The organism is Chitinophaga filiformis (assembly GCF_900102545.1).
GTDB lineage: Bacteria > Bacteroidota > Bacteroidia > Chitinophagales > Chitinophagaceae > Chitinophaga > Chitinophaga filiformis.
This window is the reverse complement of record NZ_FNBN01000013.1, coordinates 107,960-128,505: the sequence shown is the minus strand read 5'-3', so window position 1 is coordinate 128,505 and position 20,546 is coordinate 107,960. Positions and strand designations below refer to the sequence as shown.

Here is a 20,546-nt window from a genome sequence, read left to right as displayed (position 1 = left end):
TGGGACTCCATCCGGAGTCCTATTATGTTTTGTTAATGACGTTATGTTCCCGGGGTTGCACCCTGCGCTACAAACAACTGGAACACCATCCGGTGACGGGTTACAACCCAGGAATAAAAAAGGACGGCCCTCAGGACCGTCCTTTTCCTATATAAAAAAATCATTTTTAAGCTGCGGCTGCCTCTTCCTTCGCTATTTTCACCTTTTCCTTCCTCAATACACGGGAATAAAGTGACAATTTTGGATCGAAAATAAACTTAAAGAACAGCTTCGTCCACGATGCATGCGAGAGCAAAGTATCATAGAAAGCAGGTGCTTTACTTTTGATCTGTGGTAATTTATTCCATGGAATGGAAGGGAAATCATGGTGTTCATTGTGATATCCTACGTTAAAGGCTACTGTGTTCAGCGGGCCATAATAGCTGTAGGTTTCCTGGATCGGGTCCAGTGTCAGGTAGTGCTCCTGGATCCAGCGGGCGCCCAATGGGTGCAGACCTACTGAGAAAAAGAAGCTGATCAGCATATATAGCAGGGCTTTAGGTCCCAGGAAGGCTACGATAGCCACGTCAAAAGCGATCTGTACGATCCAGTTCACCACGATCCAGCGATCCAGCAGGGAAATATTTAACCTGGCAGTACGGCAGATCTGGAAAACAGGGAAGAAAAGGAACCACAACATCTTTTTAATCGGATTGTTGCTTACCAGGGCTGCTTCCCAGAAATCCGGCAGATCAGCGTCCAGTTCATGCTCTCCCTGATGGGCATGGTGCTTCAGGTGATAGCGCTGGAAGGAAACAGAGCTGGGAAATATATGAGGCCAGTTGGCAATCATACCTGCAAACAGGTTGGGCGCCTTCCCTTTAAATATGAGTCCATGGGCGGTTTCATGAATCATTACCCACAAGGCATGACTGATAAAGGCGCCTACGCCATAGGCTATTAGGAAGATCAACCACCAGGAGGCGTCGCGTAACCAATAAGAAAGACCAACCTGCGCAGCTACCAGGCCGATGATCATATAAATCGTATAGGGGTTTTTCCCTATAAGTTCCTTTACCTCAGGATGTTGTTTCAGAATCTGTCTTACTCGAACATGATGTGGGTTCGGCTCATTACTCCACGTAAAGTCAGTCGGTTTGTTACTCATATCTTACAGTGTAAATCTTTGTTTTAAAAGGCTTCATAGCATATTCCCCGGGAATATCCCCCTGACAGTGTTCGCATACTAATTACCTGATAATCTGTACAAATTGGTAAAAATATTTCAGAAAAGGTATAGATTTTCCTAATTCGCTGGCTAAAATTAAGATTTTTTTATAAATCTGACCGGATGATGCTGGTCATAAAAAAAAGCCTGCTCAGGTATACCCCGGCAGGCTCTCTCTTTTTATTCAATCTTACTATCTGAACAGGTGGACGGTCGCGCCTATTTCATAGGTGCCGTCAACATAAGTCTTGATACCTCCTGTCTGCGTGGTATACATTGCCTGTATGCCTACCGTTTTCAGGATATTCACACCAACACCTGCTGTTACGCTTTTGGTGGTATGATACATGGCCATTACGTTGGCAACATCATTCAGGATAGAGACGTTAACGCCTGCATCGAGGATATTGTCAAAACCACGTACGCCACGGTAACAGATCTTCGGTTCTATGGAAGTGATCGCTTCATTGATGGCGAACCTGTAAGACGCTGCCGTGAAGAATATACCACCGCCGTCTGCTTCTTTATCGTCGCCCGTAAAGAGGCTTCTTACGTTTGGCAGGGATGCCTGTATGGTCAGCTTGGTATCAGTATATGCCATGCCGTACTCTGCTTCGAAGTAATTATCCCGGCGGTTGAATGCACCTACGGAAGGATCATTCGGATCGCCGTCGAGGTTTTTATAATCGATGCGTTGTACGTTCCATGCCAGCGACAGACCGAAGTGCAGTTGCTGGTCTGGATTGGTCAGCGGCAGGTGATAGGCGTAGGTGAGAGCAACACGTGTTCTGTTGATCAGACCTGCCACATCATTGAAGATGTGCATGCCTGCGCCTACTCTGTTTCCTACGGCATAGTCGGCAGAGAAGAACTTTGTGATGGGAGCTCCCTCGATGCCATTCCATTGATTGCGGTAGGCGGCATTCAGGTGCAGCCCTTTTTCGAACCCGGCCATAGCGGGGTTAGCCAGGTACTGGTTCTGAAAGTACTGGGTGCCGGATGGCTCCAGTAAAGCCTTCGCATTACTGAGCGACTGGGCACTGACCTGGTTGTTAATGCCAGCAGCCAATAAAAGGCTGCTGACAATGAACGAACGTATATTTTGTTTGTAGCTCATAATAAATAGTTGTTACCGGATTAATTTCTGTCCCTGATGATTGTGATATAACCTTTCGCTGTTTTAGCACCACCTTCGATCGTTAAGATGTAGTAGTAAGTGCCTTCAGCCAGCGGGCTGCCATTCATAGTACCATCCCAGTCATTGCTGTAATTCCTGCGGGTATATACAAGACGGCCTGTGCGGTCGAAGATCTTCACTTCATTGTTAGGATAGCTATCCAGGTTACGGATCACCCATTTATCATTCTTACCATCACCATTTGGTGTCAGGAGATTTACCGCATCTACCTTGAAGTCTGCCACTACTGAGACTGTGAAGTCGGCAGTATTGATACAGCCCATGTCGTTGCTTGCGGTAACATGATAAGTAGTGTTCTGCATTGGCCTTACTTCCAGCGTTGCGCTCTGCTGACCACTGAGGATGCCATCGGCATTATCCCACTGGTAGTGAGTACCACCTGTTGCGGTGAGGTGTACAATATCACCTTTGGAGATATTGTTGCCTTTATCGCTGCTGATAGTGATTGCACCCAGGGTAGCTACTTCAATATTGAAGGAGCGGCGCAGTGTATCGGTACCACCGTTTGCAATACCACCGTTATCCTTGATGGTAACAGTGACTGTGGATGTACCGCTTGCGCTGGTCTTCAGCTGGTAAGTGATGAGACCTGCTGCTGTTACGCTCAGCTTATCGAAGTTGGCTGCTTTATCAGTGATGATGGTAAAGCCATAGGTCTGACCTGGTTCTACTGCAGAAGCACCTGACAGCTGGATGGTGTGTTCCTGACCGTCCGGACAGATTGTTACGTTGTCTATCGCGTCGAGGGTTGGCGACTGGTTCACCAGTTTCACCTGTACAGTTACCGGTACTGCAACGCTGGTGTTCAATCCGTCAGTGACAGTGATAGTCAGGTTGACAGTAGTGTTCACGGCGGCGTTCAGTTTGGCCTGATCTGCCACCCTGATGTTGCCGTTAGCGTCTATTGAGAAGGCGCCGATGGAAGCATCGGATGCGATAGTCCAGTTCTGGATGATGCCTGATGCGTCGGTTGCGGTTACCTGACCAACCAGTGTACCTACTGCGCTTCTTTCCAGCACCTCGAAGGCCAGGCCTGTGGTGATTGCCGGAGCGGTAGCGTCATAAGTAACACTCAGCGTGTTGGAAGCTGTGTTGCCGTTAAACACTACGTTCTGTGCCTGAGCAGCTGGCAGCTGGATAGTAACAGCGCCGTCGGCAGCTGGTGTTACTGTGAGGGTGTAAGTGATGTTGTCTGTTGTTTGCAGGTTGCTGGCAGTACCGTTGGTTACGGTGAAGTCAGCAACTGCCAGACCGGTTACTGCTTCATTGAAGACAGCGGTCACTGTAAATGGCGCGTTCACGCGGGTAGCAGCAGTAGTAGACAATTGTACAGATGGTGATCCTGTATGAACGAACACCTGAGAAGTATTGCCCACATTATTCAGTGCAAGGTCCGCATCGTTTGTAGCGTCATCTTTAATGGTGCTGCCATTTAAGTTGAGCGTACCCAGTGTGATACCGTCCAGATCCATATCCCCTGGTTGTACTGTGTAGCTGAATGACAGGCTGTTCGCGGTTGCGACAGTGTAAGCAGCTCTCACAGTACCCGAGCCAAGGACAACATTAAGATAAGGAGCACCTCCTGCGGTGTTGAGGTTGATGTTTTCACTGAAGTTAACAGTGAAGTTCAGTACATCACCTGCTTTATAGTAACCATTGACAGGTACGACTACAGCAGTTACGCTTGGCTTAGTGCCGTCGTAAGTGAAGTTAAGCGTATTGGAAGGCGTGTTACTATTGCCTCCAATGTTCACTACTGCATTAGCTGGCACCTGTATGCTTACAGCACCATCCGCAGTTGGTGTCACGGTTACGGTGTAGGTGATATTGTCTGAAGATGTCAGACCGGAAAGTGTAGCATTGGTGACAGAGAAATCACTTTCGGTCAGGATCGTCACTGCTTCACTGAAGGTCGCTGTTACAGTGAACGGCGCGTTGATCAGTGTGTTGGCAGTAGAAGAAAGTGTCACGCTCGGGTTGGTAGTGTTTACTCTTACCTGAGTGGTGTTACCGATGTTATTCAATGTCAGATCTGCATCGTTATCAGCAGCATCTTTTATTGAGCTGCCGTTTAGAACAAGCGTACCAACAGTGATACCGTCCATATCCTGATCTCCGTTCACTACAGTATAGCTGAAGTTCAGTTCTCTTGCTGAGGAAGCGCCGGCGTAAGTGGCATTCATAGTCGCGGCACCGATAGTCAGCGTGAGGTAAGGATCAGCAGCTGGTGGCATGTTCAGGTTGACGTCTTCATCGAAGTTAACGGTGAAGTTCAGTACCTGACCTGCGTTGTAATATTTATCCGCAGGTACTGTTACGGAAGTAACAGTTGGTTTGGTGATATCGTAAGTGATGCTTAATGTATTGGAAGCAGTGTTGCCATTACCACCAATGTTTGCAGCTACATCCGCCGGGATGTTTACACTTACTACTCCTTCTGCAGTCGGTACAACTATGATGCTGTAATGTGCATTGTCGATTACCGTTACAGGGCTGGCGTTTCCATTGGTAACAGCAATATCAGCGCTGGTAAAGCCGGTCACGTTTTCGCTGAAGGCGATGTCAACCGTGAACGGTGTATTTACGCTTGAAGCGGATGGAGTGCTTATCGTTACTGATGGGTGAGCGGTGTTCACAAATACGTTGGAGGTATTACCAACATTATTGAGCGTTAACACTGCATCGTTGGTAGCAACGTCTTTAATAGTAGCACCGTTCAATGCCAGGCTGTTTACAACGATACCATCCATGTCCATATCGCCGTTCTGTACAGTGTAACTGAAGTTCAGTCCATCTGTACCGTTAAGACCGGTATAAGCTGCGTTGACAGTTGCAGTGCCGATAGTGAGGCTCAGGGCTGGATTACCACCGCTTGTATTCAGCGTAATGTTCTCGCTGAAACGAACGATGAAGTCGAGCGTTGTACCTGCTTTGTAGTATCCGTTTGCCGGAACAGCAACCGCTGTAACCGTTGGAACGGTACCATCATAAGTATTGTTTACCGTGTTGGATGCGGTATTGCCGTTAGCGCCGATGTTGAATGCAGCATCTGCAAGTAAGTAGACGCTTACAGGTCCGTCGGCGGTCGGCGTAACCAGTACGGTGTAAGTGATATTGTCAGCAGTCTGCAGGTTGCTGAAAGTTGCGTTTGTCGCCCTGAAATCGCCTGCTACAAGGCCGGTTACTGCTTCACTGAAGGTGGCAGTCACTGTGTATGGCGCATTCACAAATGCAGGAGCTGTTGTAGACAGTGTTACTGTCGGATGCTGTGTATTGACAAATACGTTTGTTGTATTACCCACATTATTCAATGTGAGAACTGCAGCGTTATTGGCTGCATCCACAATGGTACTGCCATTTAACAGGAGGTTACCTACTGTGATGCCGTCCATATCCATATCTCCGTTCACCACAGTATAGCTGAAGTTCAGCGCATCTGTGCCGGAAGTGCCGGTATAGGTAGCATTTACAGTTGATGAACCAATGGTGAGGCTCAGCGCAGGATTACCACCGGTTGTATTCAGCGTGATGTTCTCACTGAAATGAACGATGAAGTCCAGGTGGGTGCCTGCATTATAATAACCGTTGGCCGGTACATCTACTGCTGTTACTGCAGGAGGAGCAGCATCATAGAGACGGGACAGGGTATTTGAAGCGGTGTTGCCATTCGCTCCGATGTTCTCCGCTACGTCTGCCGCTATGTTCAGTGTCACTGTACCGTCGGCAGGTGGTGTAACCAGTACGGTGTAAGTGATATTGTCTGTAGTGGTCAGGTTGCTGAGGGCTGCGTTAGTCGCAGTGATATCGCCAATCACAAAGTTGGATACTGCTTCACTGAAAGTGATAGTAGCCGTAAATGGCACGTTCACGATAGCTGGTGCAGCAGAAGTGATGGCTACGGAAGGATGTGTTGTATTTACGAACACACCTGTTGTAGGCGCTATGTTGTTCAGCGTCAGGTTGGCGTTGTTGGTAGCAGCATCCCTGAGCGTTGCACCATTTAAGTTCAGCGCATTTACAGTGATACCATCCATATCCATATCGCCGTTCACCACGGTATAGGCGAATGTCAGGGCGTTATTACCAACAGTACCGGTATAGGCGGCCTGCACCGGAATAGTACCAATGGTAACACGCAGGGAAGGCGTACCACCTGTAGTATTCAGGAAGATGTTCTCACTGAAGTTAACAGTGAAGTTGAGTGTTTCACCCGCTCTGTAATACTTATTAGCTGGTACTGCTACGGATGTAACCGTTGGAGCGGTAGCATCATAAACGCGGCTAAGTACATTGGACGCCGTATTGCCATTATCGCCGATATTCACTGCTGCATCTGCTGGTAAGCTGATGCTTGTAGGACCATCGGAGGAAGGGAAGAACAGCAGGGTATAAGTGATATTATCTGTTGTGTTCAGGCTGCTGAGTGTAGCATTTGACACAGTGAAATCACTTAGATCCAGTCCGGTCACTGCTTCGCTGAAGGTAGCTGTAACAGTAAACGGTGCATTGGTCGGATCAGCCGCTGTGGTAGACAATGTTACTGTCGGGATGGATGTATTTACCCGTACCGTGGCAGTATTACCAACGTTATTCAGTGTCAGGTCGGCGTTGTTGGTAGCATCATCTTTAAGCGTAGCACCGTTCAGTACCAGGCTGTTTATAACGATACCGTCCATGTCCATATCACCGCTCTGTACAGTGTAAGTGAAGTTCAGTCCATCTGTACCATTGGTGCCGGTGAATATTGCATTGACAGTTGCTGCACCGACGGTGAGGGCCAGTGTCGGATTACCACCGCTTGTATTCAGTACGATGTTCTCGCTGAAACGAACGATGAAGTCGAGCGTAGTACCTGCTTTGTAGTATCCGTTTGCAGGAACTGCTACAGATGTAACCACCGGAACCGTACCATCATAAGTATGATTTAAGGTGTTGGAAGCAGTATTGTCATTGTCGCCAATATTTACTGCAGCACCTGCTGGCAAGCTGATACTTACAGGACCGTCGGCAGTAGGAGTGACCAGTACAGTATAAGTAGCACTATTTATGCTAGCCAGGGAGCCAACTGTTGCATTGGTTACACTGAAATCAGCAGGATCAAGTCCTGTTACATTTTCGCTGAAGGTAACAGTTACCGTGAATGGCGCATTTACCAGTGCAGGTGCTGTTGTGGTCAATGCTACTGACGGATGCTGTGTATTGACAAATATGCCAGTGGTATTAGCCACATTATTCAAGGTCAGCACTGCATTGTTATTGGCAATATCCTTAATGGTGCTGCCATTTAATACGAGCGCGCTTACCTGAATGCCGTCCATATCCATATCGCCATTCACTACAGTGTACTGGAAGTTCAGTGCATCTGTACCGGAAGTACCATTATAGGTGGCATTTACAGTTGATGAACCGAAGGTCAGGCTCAGCTGAGGGGTACCACCGCTTGTATTCAGCGTGATGTTCTCACTGAAATGAACAGTGAAGTCCATTATAGATCCTGCTTTATAATAACCGTTTGGCGGTACATCTACAGCCGTTACCGAAGGAGGGGCTATATCATAGATACGGGACAATGTGTTGGAAGCATTGTTGCCATTTCCTGCGATATTGTGAGCCATATTCGCTGCAATATTCAGTGTCACTGTACCATCGGTAGTTGGTGTAACCAGCACGGTATAAGTGATATTGTCTGAAGTATTCAGGCTGCTGAGGCTTGCATTGCCAGTTGTAATGCCACTAATATCGAAGTCGGATACTGCCTCGCTGAAAGTGATAGTGGCCGTATACGGCGCATTCACAATAGCTGGTGCAGTAGAAGTGATAGCCACGGAAGGATGTGCAGTATTTACAAACACACCTGTAGTTGGCCCTACGTTGTTCAGTGTCAGGTTTGCGTTGTTGGAAGCGGCATCCCTGATAGTTGCACCATTTAACGTCAGGGCATTTATGGTGATACCATCCATGTCCATATCGCCATTCGCTACGATATAGCCAAATGTCAGCCCGTCAACGCCTGAAGTACCGACATAAGGTACGGATACTGGAGTTCCACCGATCGTAATATTAAGAGCAGGTGTACCTCCCGTAGTATTCAGGAAGATGTCTTCACTGAATTTAACAGTGAAGGTGAGTGGATCACCCTCTGTGTGATACCCATTTGCAGGAACAGCTACGGATGTAACCGTTGGAGCGGTAGGATCGTAAGTATACGTGAGCGTATTGGAAGGTGTGTTGGGATTTCCACCAATATTAAGAGCTGCGCCGGAAGGCAAACTGATAGGTCGGGTACCGGCAGAAGCAGGCGTCATTAATACGGTGTACGTGATGTTATCTGAAGTCTGCAGGTTGCTGACTGTCGTATTCAACACGTTGAAATCACTTACCGTGAGACCGCTTACAGCTTCGCTGAAGGTAGCTGTAACAGTAAACGGTGCATTGGTCGGCATAACCGTAGCGGTAGACAATGTTACTGACGGTATGGATGTATTTATCCGCACCAGGGTGGTATTACCTACATTCTGCAATGAAGTAGATGCATCGTTACCCAGTGCATCTTTGATAAAGCCGCTGTTGTTCTGTACCAGTGGTTGCACGGTGATACCGTCCATATCCATTTCACCCTGCTGTACGGTATAGCGGAACGTTAACTGGTTTGTACCGGTACCGCCAATGTACGGTACCTGTACCGCATCGAGGCCGATGATGAGATTGATATACGGAGTACCTGCAGTCTGGTCTACAATTGCCGGTTCATTGTAATTCACTTTGAAGTCGAGCGTGGTACCTGCTTTGTAGTATCCGTTTGTAGGAACACCTACGCTTGTGATCTGCGGGCCGGTGGCATCTATAGTCCACGTATAGGAAGCAGGGGTAGGATCTATATTTCCGGCCGGATCGATTGCCCTTACCTGGAAGGTATGTGGTCCATCTGCCAGTCCGGTAAGCGTAATTGGAGAGGTAACCGGTGTAAATGCTCCGCCATCAAGGCTTCCCTGGAATGTACAATTCGCTTCACTTGCGTTGAAAATAAAGTTGGCAGTTGTTGACGTGGTCGGATCCAAAGGACCAGCAGAGATTGTGGTATTAGGTGCTACACGGTCCAGGATAATGTCATCGCTGTAAATAACCGTGTTACCTGCCGCATCTTTCAGTCGCATAGCCACTGTTCGCGTGCCGTCTGTTGCCGGCAGTGCAATAGCTTTGGTCGTTGCAAATGCTTCATCCGCACTATATGTGCCACCATCCAGAGAGAAGGCCATCTGTAATGGAGGGTTTGCATCATTGCCGGTAAGGGTCAATGTTACATTCACATTGTTGGTGTATGTAGCACCACTGTTGATGACGATTGAACCGGTAGGTGCAACTTTGTCGACGGTGTACACCTGGCCGGTGTAAGGAGCGTTGGCCACTACAGGAGAGATACCTGTGCCGTTAACGTTCAGTCCAAGAGTACCAGAGCCTGAGCCAGTGTTGACAGTTACGGTATAAGTAGTACCGCTTCCTGTTACACTTGTGATAGATGCACCGGAGACACCGGTTGGAACGAGCGTAAATGCGCTGGTAGTTACACCGGCAGCAGAGCCGCTGAAGGTGACGGTGTAAGTGACGGATGCAGCGTTGGTAGGATTACCCCCAGCACGTACAACGCTTGAAACGTTGATGTTGGGAGGTGCTAGTTTAACAACTTCCGGTGCAGAGCCATTACTATTTGCAAAAATGTTTCCATTAGGCATGACAACCAATCCATATGGATGGGCATTGACGTCATAGCTAAGTTGGTTATAGAGTACTTGTCCAGTCTGAGTAGGATCGGTGTATTTTACGATCTGTGCAACATTGGCAGTTGCTGTAGCTTCATTTATATACAGGTTGTCTGCGCCATCTACAGCCAGCGCTGTAAATCCCCTGTTTGTGGCCAGGACAGTAGCTCCAAATCCCGGAGAGGTCAACTTAATAAGACGGCCTCCGGAATTTTCAAGAAAGTCTGTCAGGAAAATGTTTCCGTGAGAGTCGGTCACGAGACCTGCGGGATAGGTACTTGATAGTCCTGAAGGTAGAGGGAGTCCGCTCCAAACGACTGTACCTGCGACCTGTTCCGCGCCGAAAGGATATCTAACTACCTGATAATTACTACCACCGTCCCATTCCAGCGATAGCAGGTTGTTGCTTTGATCTATTGCCAAAACGGAGTAGTAGCTACCGGAATGGACAACAGTGGGACTGTTGTTAGCCGGAGCGGGCAGTTTAAGAATCTCCCAGCCATCAGTTGAATTCATACTGGTTACAAAGACATCGCCTATTGTGTTAATGGCAAGTCCGATGGGAGGAACCCCATTATCCTGCTGCAGATTGCTGTAGAGGATCTGGGCGGTACCTGTACCGTTCGTGTATTTCACCAATTCATAGGCGGTCCCAGCCGCATTGGCGCGAACGACGAACAGGTTGCCACTCTGGTCTTTGGCCATGGCAGAATACTTACTACGTCCTGTTTCCAGAGACGTCTTCGTATACTGTGCAAAGCTTGTGAAGCCAGCTAGCATGAAGAAAAGTATCAACAGGATCCTGCTGATACCTCGGGTAAATGTGTCATTCATATAAAACTGTTAAATGCAGAGAAAAGGGTTTTGCCAACCGGTCATTGATTCGTTATGAATCATTTCAAATTCCTTCGCATCATAGCGCATTCCTGCTCCCTGATCAAGAATTAATTTGTTTATTTTATTACCAGTTGTACTGATCCTGAGAATGTTGGCTGTTGGCAGGGCAAATCCTGAAGCTGGGTAAAAGTTTTTCTGGCCTCTGGGACCATCTATCACGCCGTTACGGAGCTGCTGTTTTACGGCATCCCAGTCTTTTTTCTTAGCGTGGGGTAACAATTCCCGCCACATTAAGCCAGCCTCATATCCCATTAATGCATAGATGTTAGCTGGTTGCTGGGCGATGCTTTCGAACTTCTTTACAAATTGCTGATTCGCTTTATTCTGGTCTTCACGCATCCACATCATGGATGTATAAATTTCCAGGTCTATATGTTTAATATCTTCCAATACATCATCATATGCCATCGTTTCGTTGATCAGCAGCGGGATTTTTTTATGAAAGCCACTTTGTATCCATTTTTCAAGGAAACGTGTACCCATGCTACCTGCGAAGATGGCATGGACATATGGTGGGGGATCTTTGGCGAGTGTTGTAAAGAGTCCGTCCAGCTCCATTCTTTTAGGATCATTCTCATCATGCGGTAATACCGTAAAACTTATCTGTGTGCTGCCTGCAGCGGTAACCCCTTCTTTAAATGCACTATGCAGGTGATAGCCGGCTTCATACACTGGCATGATCATATGACCTCCATCCCCAAAATGGCTGTGAGCCCACTTTCCCAATGCATACTCTGATTGCCACAACTGGTGTGAGGCATAGAATACATCGGGGCTGAGGTAAGGGAAGTGGGGAATATATTCACCCATATCAAAGAAGAATGCCGGTCTTTTCGTATTCTCCACTAAAGGGATAATATCCGGTGCTATTTTATAGCTGATCAGACCAGACAATATATCGACATTATTGAAGAAAAGCAGTTTGCGGGCAGCGTCAACAGAAGCACCAGCGCCTCCCATATGGGTATACTCTGATGTAAACTGCACTGTTCTCTGCCGCACGGGATCTAATCCCATACCCAGCAGCCAACCTGTTACCAGATGGGCAGAATAGGCAGGATATACACCGGAATAAGGAGTAAGGAACCCAATAGAAAGCGCTGATTGCATATAAGTTATTAGTTACGGCTTGGGAAAATACCTTCAAGGCCAATGATATAATTCATACCCAGGTAAGGGTTCATGATGCTGAATGGCTGGCTGCCACCTGCGATACCAATATTCACAGTACCTGTTACATTGGTAGTAGGCGCCAGGAAGGTAGTGTTGTCAGGAACAGCATAACCCTTAACCTGCTGTGCAGTTGGACCGGCACCGAAAGTTGGCAGCACAGCTGGCACTACGGTAGCGCTAGGTGTGTTGGTTGTAGCAGCAGCAGCAGTTGCAGCCTGGGCTACGGAAGCAGATGCAATAGTACCTGTGTGATTATGCGCAGGCATGTTGGTGATCAGCAGGGTAGTAGTCGGTGTACCAGCTATTTCACCCAGGTTAATGTTAGGTAATCCGGGACCCTGTCCGGTACCTAATGGAAAACGCCCTCTCAGGTCAGGCAGTGCGAAAGTTGTCTGTCCGTTACCACCGTATGTGGTGCCTAACAGAGAGAACAATGCAGTGTTCTGAGCAATGCTCAGAATCTGACCCCAGCAAAACGCCCAACTTCTTGGTGCGAAATTACCGGCAAATAGAATAATCGCGGCTAATAGCGGTGTGTCCATAGATCCAATTTTAATGTAGTGTTTAAATTATATAATCGGGTTTCTAAACTGAGGGAATTGCACAGTTGCTCCATTACGTTGTGCAGAGAGTACAGCCATTGGCGTTATAATGCTGTTGGTAGCAGCCGCATATACTGACAGCTCATTACGCTGTTGCATCACACCCACAAATTCCTGCAGTGCCATCGCATAGCCATCGCCTTTTTCTACTTGCCTGTAACGTGGAAGGTCTGCCTGCTGTGCATATTGATTTATGTACGGTTTGCCTGGTTCCCAAACCTGGTTAACAGGGTTATTTTCTTCCAGATAAATGCGATTAAAAAGATCTACCCAGGAGCCGTTACTACCGTTCACATGGAACCCGGTGGAAACAGGTTGTGTTTTTCCGGCATCCATTTGCAGCCATACCTTTTGTCCCTGTTGGGTAGTGAGGCAAATGGAACTAACATCTCCCGAAGTAAAGAACAAACGTGTATGCCCCTTTTTAGGACATGGTTTGCTGATCGCGTATTGTTGCTTTAGCTGTACTACCTGCAGAGATACATAGGTATTCTCTTTCAGGTTCAGTAGCCTGGCAACTGCTGCCGCAGAATAAACAGGGTAGGACAGGGCCTCCTTGTCTTGTTCTACCGGTAGTACATGCGGACTGGCGCCGGCATGTACAGACTGCAGTTCTCCAAATACGCCTTCCTGTGCCATATTAGTAATGGCCATCAGGTCAGAACGGTAACTGTGCTCGTCCAACGTAAAGTACTGGCAACGTGTTTGCTCACTGATACGAACAATGTCCTGGTGCTCTTCAAGCGTAGTCCCCATTACGGAGCCACAGGCCACATGTTTACCGGCGAGCATCGCCGCTTTTGCAATACTGTAGTGCTGATGCCAAGGGGCCGCAATAATAACGGCATCAATGTCCTGGCGGGAGAGTAAGGTCTCGTAATTGTCCCGATAAATGTCCGGATGTTGGCGACCTGCCTGATTGAATAAGTCCAGGCTTTGGCTGATGGCTGCCGAATTGGTCTCAGAAATTGCTCTTACATCCAGATCCTTGTGTTGGAGTGCTTGCTTCAGGTACTGCTGTCCCCACATGCCAGTACCAATGAAGGCGATACGAAACTTCGACCCCTTTCCTGCCGTCAGATAGGACGGGAAAAAGGTGAGTACAGGGGATAAAATAGCGGCATTCTTTAAGAAATGCCTTCTGCTCTGTATATGCATAAGGAATGATTCCTAAGTTTGGTATCGAACAATAAGTAGGCTCCAAAAAACAGATGTAAAGTTAGTCCCCTCTAAAAGACAGAAATATTACGTTATGGTCGTCGCAGGTTTTCAAAAGATCAGGGTTAAAACTCGAATACAAAAAATGCTGGACAAAGATATATCTCTTTTTTTTTAACAAACAAATAATTTTTTAATGGATATTTAACATTATATGAAGTGGAGTTGCCCTCTATTTTCTTCTGTAACCGGCATTTCCTATGGATGAGCCTTGTTGGGGACGATAGTATTCTGCCGTATTCACACCGGCTTCCCGGGGGGTCTGAAACTTCTTATTTTCTTCATTTCCAGTGCCTTCTACGGCGTTACCGCCTTCCTCTACATAGATATAATTCCTGATGTTGACACCATTGCCGCCATTGGGGGCTATTAATGCATTGGCATTAACGATCTGTTTCCCTTTCATACCTGTGTAACCGTTAATACGCAGGCTGTTACCTTTAGTGCAGGCCACTGTATTATTCGTAATGCGTACAATAGCATTGTCGGTCCCCCTCATACTGATACCATCTCCCTGGTTGTCAGTAAAGAGGTTATTGCTGATGGCGTGGGTTGACCTGTTTTCTCCGGAGCCATAGAACTGACAGAATTCTCCCCAGCCGTCATGTACATAATTATCATGTGTGCTTGTATTGGTAGTACGACCGCCAATGAGAATGCCTCCGTTATGTGCAGCATTACGTTGTGTTCCCCATTGAGTCACTTCATTGTTGAAGATCTCCAGTCCGTCGATAGCCGCCGTCTGTATACCATCCAAACCAATATTGTTAATAAGGTTATTGTAGATCTTCACGTTCTGCCATTTGGCAGGTTGTATATAATCGTGGCCGGGAGTGAACTTTGAAGCGGAGCCATAATAAGGCTGATTTACTGTATGGTCCCAATAAGTGGCGGTATGACCAATATACATGGCTTCATTCTTTGTGCCTGTAATGGTCAGGTCATGTATCTGCAGGTTGCGGATCACAAGATTGGGATAGACGGTACCGGGATCTCCCTTTACGGGATCTGTCTTTGCTACGATACCATTTCCACCGTTCATGATGGTCAGAAAACAGATCTCCATGTTATCTGACTTATTACCTATCTGCAGGTCCCGATACGCTTCTCTGGCCCGCTGCGTAGAGCCGTTGATGATGATCATGTTCCGGTCTGACTGACTACCAAAACGGATATAATGGCAATTGGAAAACTCACAGGCGGAGGAATAACCACCTCCGTTCCAGTCTGGTTCACCGATCTTTACAACAGTGTTACGGTAGTTACGGATAATGATAGGTCGGGCAGCAGTGCCGCTCATATTGGCAAAGAAGATTGACTTAAAGTTGCCTTTGAGATGCAGGACATCTCCCGGGCGGTAAGTGTTTCTTGAATTGTCAATATTAAGCCTTCCCTGTCTGTCGGGAACGAGGGTATATTCTCTGGCAGACGCGTCAACGGTATCCGTTGCGGCGGAAAAATGCATATTACTGCCTGGGGTTAGTCTGATTTCTGTGGAATAACTAACAATCAAAAATAAAAGGGCTGCTGCGATCATGCTACAATCATGAAATGTCCAAGATAGCTTAATTTTTAGTCCTGTAAAGCGACTGCCATTGAAAAAATGGAGTTTTTATACGTGCTGTTGATTATCTGATTCACTATGAATAACATAGAAAAATAGAAGAAGGTTGCTTCCCGGAACCAGAATTGCAATATTAACTTTAGGTATGGCAAAACAAAGTGCAGGCATATTACTCTACAGGAGAAAGGGCAAACAGCTGGAAGTGTTCCTGGCGCATCCCGGCGGGCCTTTCTGGGCAAAGAAAGATGCGGGCAGCTGGTCTGTGCCCAAAGGGGAATACCTGGAAGGGGAAGAGCCCTTGCAGGCGGCTATCCGGGAGTTTGAAGAGGAGACAGGATACCGGCCTTCGGGCGATTTCATTCAGTTGTCTACCATCCGGCAAAAGGGACATAAAACAGTGCATTGCTGGGCGGTAAACGGCGACCTGGATGCGGATAACATTGTAAGCAACCAGTTTGAAATGGAATGGCCTCCACGTTCGGGTAAGATGAAGACTTTTCCGGAGATAGACCGCGCTGCCTGGTTTTCCGTTAGTATTGCCCGCGAAAAGATCAATGAAAGACAGGTAAGTTTTATTGACGAACTGGTAAAACGCATTGATGAATAGTTTCTACAACATCCCCGGTATCATTTCATTTATGTAGCGGGTTTACCCCCGCGGAAGGGTGTTTTTTACATTTTATCAGACTACCAGGTTCTGGCTTGATTTTCGGTCCTTAACGGGTATGGAAAACAAAGTAACAGGTAGTCTTAAAATTTCAAGCACTGCGTTTGATCATGAAGGCGTTATTCCTTCGAAATATACCTGCGAAGGAGAAGACGTCAATCCGCCACTGCAGATAGAGCAGATACCGGCAGGTACAGCAACACTCGCTATCATCGCTGAAGATCCGGACGCGCCTAGCGGTACTTTTGACCATTGGGTGATATGGAATATTCCACCTACCAATCTGATCGGAGGTGATAGTGTACCCGGTGTCTGTGGAAAGAACGGAAGTGGGAAAACCGGTTATTATGGCCCTTGTCCGCCATCAGGATTCCACCGTTATTATTTTCACGTTTATGCACTGGATACAGAGCTCGACCTGGAAAACGGAGCAGATAAAGCTGCTCTGCAACAGGCAATGCAGGGGCATATCCTGGGAGAAAGTGTATTGATGGGCCGTTATCAGAAACACGGATTATAAGTTTATGCATGCTTTAATAATAGAGGGCTGACAGATGGGGGAAACCCTACTGTACAGCCCATTTTTTTTATCGCATGAGGAATGCTTTTATGTCTGTTCCTGCACTTTACTTTAATGAGCAACAGGTTCTTCACTGGCCTGTGCATTGATCTTACTTTCTGCAATAATGGTCAGCGTTGCATCAGTTTCTTTTTCTTCTGTCAGTACAGCTCTCAGCATGTCTGCTACTTCTATTTCGCCCAGGGTAGCAGCCAGTGTTACCAGGCTTCCGTAGCAGGCAATTTCGTAGTGCTCCACTTTTTGTGCGGCAATAATCAGCGCTACGTCTCTCTGGGCAGAGCCTTCTTCAGTTTCATCTATTACCTGCCAGCCTTCATCGAATAATCCCTGTAATCCTGCACTGGGTTCTGCCTGCGGGGGAATGCCCAGTACTCCGAATACGCGTTCCACGATTTTTACATGTTCTTCTGTCTGCTGCCGGTGCTGGTCAAACGCCTGTATCAGCTCGTCATTACTGGCGGCGCCGGTCATGGTAGAGAGTACAGTCACCAGATGAATTTCTGACCAGTACATTTCCTGCAACATCGTAACGAAAAATTCTTCCAGCCTGGAATTGGTGGAAGTGGAAGATAGTATCTGCATAACTCAAGGTTTTAAATGTTATTGGTTGCTAAAGTCCAAATACTATACCGTGAGCAGGGCGGCGTGTTTATAATAAAAACAACAGGCATTTTTGTAGAAACATGTACATAAGCGGGCGGTGCATTCTTACACAGTCATAATTCCTTCGACATCCAGACGCTGCATCCGAAATGGCCGGAGGCGCCTAATGCTCCCTGCAGGTAGATGAATCCCATTTTTTCATACAGGTGAATGGCAGAAGTAAGTTCAGGCATTGTTTCCAGGTACAGGTGTGTGAACCCGTTCTGCCTGGCAGTATCAAAACATTGCTCTATCAGTTGTTTGCCCAGTCCTTTACCTCTTGCTGAGGGAAGAAGGTAGAGTTTTACAAGTTCGCAGTAATGCGCGGGCAGGCCATAGGTGGGATAGATGCCGGCTCCGCCGATAATAGTACCATCGTGTTCGAGCACCCAATAGGCGGCATTGGGAACAGTGAATACGGAGTGCAGTTCATCCAGGCTTGTATCAAAATAAGCAGTCCCGGGTTTATTAGCCTTAAACTCGGTCAAAACCTCCCTGATGATGAGGGCAATGTGTTTGTTGTCTGAGAGCTGTATAGGCCTTATAGTTACTTTTTCCACGCAGGCAAAGCTACGGTTCCTGCCTGTAGTAATTTTGTATGAAATTAACCTGCTAAAAAAAATAGTGATGGCTGTTGAATTGCTATCGGAAGAGCATGTTTAATCTTACATTTGTAATTGTTAATCTCAATATAAACACCCCTATGATAATCACCAATGAGCAGCTGCTGGCTATTATGCCACAAGCCAAATCCCAAAACGTCCAGGCATATTTGCCCTATCTGAATCAGGCAATGCCTGTTTATCACATTGATACACCAGTAAGAGCTGCCGCGTTTCTGGCACAACTGGGTCATGAAAGCGGACAGTTCAGCGTAGTCACTGAAAATCTGAATTACCGGGCAGACCGTTTAGTTACCGTATTCCCGAAATACTTCCCCACGCTTGTTATTGCCCAGCAGTATGCCGGCAAGCCCGACAAGATAGCCAATAAAGTGTATGCCAACCGCCTGGGTAACGGACCGGAAGCCAGTGGTGACGGATGGCGGTTCAGGGGACGCGGGCTCATCCAGCTGACGGGAAGATCCAGTTATGACGATTGCAGTAAAGCCCTGACCGGTAATACAAATACTTTCCAGGATGCACCTGACCTGCTTGCCACTCCTCAATATGCGGTCGCGTCTGCCTGTTGGTTCTGGACAGTATATAAGACGTTGAATGCCATAGCCGATCAGCCCGATAATTGGACTACGATGTATAAAAACAAGCTGTACAGCAAATTCCAGTGGCTGACAATATGTATTAATGGCGGACTAAACGGGTATGACGACCGGCTGGCCCTTTGGGAAAAGGCTAAAACGGTGCTGCAATGAGCATCGCTTTACAATTAGATTACAGAGCAGGTTGGGACGAAACTTTCAAATACTGTATATTTGCATTCTCCCATTAGATCGCTATACTACTCCCATTGAATAACTTATTGTAAAACAAGCAATTGCATTCGCTATTGAAGGCGTCGGCATGTGTCTTTCAGGCATTTTGCGGCGTATTTCCCAGGCGGAGGCAGGACTTTTATACCCGGAAAAGTCAAATTGGATGACCCGGAAAGGTATGGAAAACCTGTTTTTGAAGAAAGAAACGATTTAATAAGATAAATATATGGATAAGCTTAAACTGAAATTACAGGAATATTATCAGCGCTGTCAGCAGCAGGAGACGCGAACTAAAGCCAGCAAGGAACACGCGGGTGGTGCAAGTGTGCTGGACATGGAGAATGATATTCTGCTGCAGTTCGGCTTGCCTGCATCCAAGCGTTTTGTGCAGATACTGCACGATTTTGTCAGCCAGCGTGAAGTGAATGATCATCTGATTGATCATGTGAGTAAGAAATTACGTACTGCAGCCCGCAAGTATCTGCTGGCCCCGGTGGTTTCTGACCTGGAGCAGTTGGACCAGGCGAAAGAACAGAAAAAGAGTCCTTATGACCTGCTGCCGGAATTGGGCTACCCTTTGAATGACTATTCCGTTTTCCTGGTAGGCGAACTGCTGTATCGCCGGAACCTGGTAACGGCTGATGTGCTGGATGAGCTCAAAAAAGTACAATATGCTGATGTGTGGGACGATGTGCTGCTGCTTAGCAGAATTGTGAACTATAGTACACATGAACTATATCATCGTCTGAAAGAACATGACCTGCGGTTCATTGATGATTTTGTACAGCATACTGCCAAACAGCATGTAGCCAGGACCACGAATAAGAAGGCAGTACCAGGCTCTGAAGGATATACTCCTAATTATCGTACAGTAAGTAAGGTACAAGTGGAAGACATCCTGTTTGATGAACATCAGACGCCAAGTATCATTGGTAAACTGAAATCGGGCAGCCGTTACATCCGTGTCACGATGGTAATGGAATTCTCTCAGCTGAACCAGATACTTATCAGCAGCGGTGAACTGGGCATGGAGATCAGTAATTTCATCAAGAAGCTGATGGCTAGTCCTCAGAAAGGAAGGCCAGCATCCATTGATGTAAGGTCTGAATTTGGCGAGGTATTACACCTGGATAACTGCTACCTGGAAGTATATAAGCCACAGCATCAGTCGAAAGGGAAATGGGTGGAAACAAAGGACAGTTTTTACTTTGTTGACAAGATCCTTTCCAAGAAAGAATATGACAAGAAGAGCAAGGAAGGGGAGATCAGGGAAAAGATCGAAGAGTGCCTGGAATTGATTGGTGGATCATACAGTTATTATCAGCGTATGCGCCGTTTGGGTATTACAGATGATGAAGCGAAACTGAGAGCAGGTTTACAGGATGAGCTGCTGTTTAAGCTGTCTTCCTTCCTGCACAAGCTGAAAGACTAGACGAATTGACGGAGCCATCATATCATTACAAATGAAAAAGGTCTCGTGAAAACGAGACCTTTTTTTTATTAGTTGGTTTTTGATTTGTTTGACCACAGTATTTACTGACAGCCATATAATGTGTAGTAATCTACATTATTCCCCCTCTAGTATTTTGGCCATGTTCCCAGGGTAGTA

At 46.9% G+C, this 20,546-nt stretch carries 13 protein-coding genes; 4 read left to right on the top strand and 9 right to left on the bottom strand.

The window, feature by feature from the left end:
- Positions 1–166: 166 nt before the first annotated feature.
- The 7 genes from BLR32_RS32065 to BLR32_RS32035 all read right to left on the bottom strand — a co-directional run bounded on the left by BLR32_RS32065 (position 167) and on the right by BLR32_RS32035 (position 15,517).
- A complete protein-coding gene (locus tag BLR32_RS32065; RefSeq protein WP_089838459.1) occupies positions 167–1,147 on the bottom strand; it encodes a fatty acid desaturase in 981 nt (326 codons plus the stop codon).
- A 253-nt stretch (positions 1,148–1,400) separates the two neighbouring features.
- Complete coding sequence (locus tag BLR32_RS32060; RefSeq protein ID WP_089838457.1) at positions 1,401–2,324, bottom strand: PorP/SprF family type IX secretion system membrane protein; 924 nt, start codon at positions 2,322–2,324, stop codon at positions 1,401–1,403.
- A 20-nt stretch (positions 2,325–2,344) separates the two neighbouring features.
- Entirely contained in the window at positions 2,345–10,996 is an 8,652-nt protein-coding gene (locus tag BLR32_RS32055; protein ID WP_089838455.1) for an Ig-like domain-containing protein, read from the bottom strand.
- A gap of 9 nt (positions 10,997–11,005) precedes the next feature.
- Positions 11,006–12,169 carry an ABC transporter substrate-binding protein gene (locus BLR32_RS32050; RefSeq protein WP_089838453.1) on the bottom strand — a complete coding sequence of 388 codons (1,164 nt, stop codon included), beginning with the start codon at positions 12,167–12,169 and terminating at the stop codon, positions 11,006–11,008.
- An 8-nt stretch (positions 12,170–12,177) separates the two neighbouring features.
- Positions 12,178–12,774, bottom strand: a complete 597-nt coding sequence (locus BLR32_RS32045; protein WP_089838451.1) for a phage tail protein — start codon at positions 12,772–12,774, stop codon at positions 12,178–12,180.
- A gap of 27 nt (positions 12,775–12,801) precedes the next feature.
- On the bottom strand, positions 12,802–13,992 hold the full coding sequence (locus tag BLR32_RS32040) for a Gfo/Idh/MocA family protein (protein WP_089838449.1): 1,191 nt from the start codon (positions 13,990–13,992) through the stop codon (positions 12,802–12,804).
- Positions 13,993–14,224: 232 nt separating this feature from the next.
- Positions 14,225–15,517, bottom strand: a complete 1,293-nt coding sequence (locus BLR32_RS32035; protein WP_245705576.1) for a right-handed parallel beta-helix repeat-containing protein — start codon at positions 15,515–15,517, stop codon at positions 14,225–14,227.
- Between the two features lie 244 nt (positions 15,518–15,761).
- Here BLR32_RS32035 and BLR32_RS32030 point away from each other — a divergent pair, with 244 nt between their 5' ends.
- Positions 15,762–16,223, top strand: coding sequence for an NUDIX hydrolase (locus tag BLR32_RS32030; protein ID WP_089838445.1), 462 nt, complete (start codon positions 15,762–15,764; stop codon positions 16,221–16,223).
- Between the two features lie 118 nt (positions 16,224–16,341).
- Complete coding sequence (locus BLR32_RS32025; protein WP_089838443.1) at positions 16,342–16,803, top strand: YbhB/YbcL family Raf kinase inhibitor-like protein; 462 nt, start codon at positions 16,342–16,344, stop codon at positions 16,801–16,803.
- Positions 16,804–16,914: 111 nt separating this feature from the next.
- Here BLR32_RS32025 and BLR32_RS32020 read toward each other — a convergent pair whose 3' ends face one another.
- Complete coding sequence (locus tag BLR32_RS32020) at positions 16,915–17,445, bottom strand: YciE/YciF ferroxidase family protein (protein WP_089838442.1); 531 nt, start codon at positions 17,443–17,445, stop codon at positions 16,915–16,917.
- A 134-nt stretch (positions 17,446–17,579) separates the two neighbouring features.
- On the bottom strand, positions 17,580–18,065 hold the full coding sequence (locus BLR32_RS32015) for a GNAT family N-acetyltransferase (RefSeq protein ID WP_089838439.1): 486 nt from the start codon (positions 18,063–18,065) through the stop codon (positions 17,580–17,582).
- 143 nt (positions 18,066–18,208) lie between these two features.
- Between BLR32_RS32015 and BLR32_RS32010 the strand changes: the two genes are divergently transcribed.
- Both BLR32_RS32010 and BLR32_RS32005 read left to right on the top strand, forming a co-directional pair.
- Positions 18,209–18,877: a glycoside hydrolase family 19 protein gene (locus BLR32_RS32010; RefSeq protein WP_089838437.1), complete on the top strand. Its 669-nt coding sequence runs from the start codon at positions 18,209–18,211 to the stop codon at positions 18,875–18,877.
- Positions 18,878–19,163: 286 nt separating this feature from the next.
- Positions 19,164–20,369, top strand: coding sequence for a hypothetical protein (locus BLR32_RS32005; RefSeq protein ID WP_089838435.1), 1,206 nt, complete (start codon positions 19,164–19,166; stop codon positions 20,367–20,369).
- The last annotated feature ends 177 nt before the right edge of the window (positions 20,370–20,546 follow it).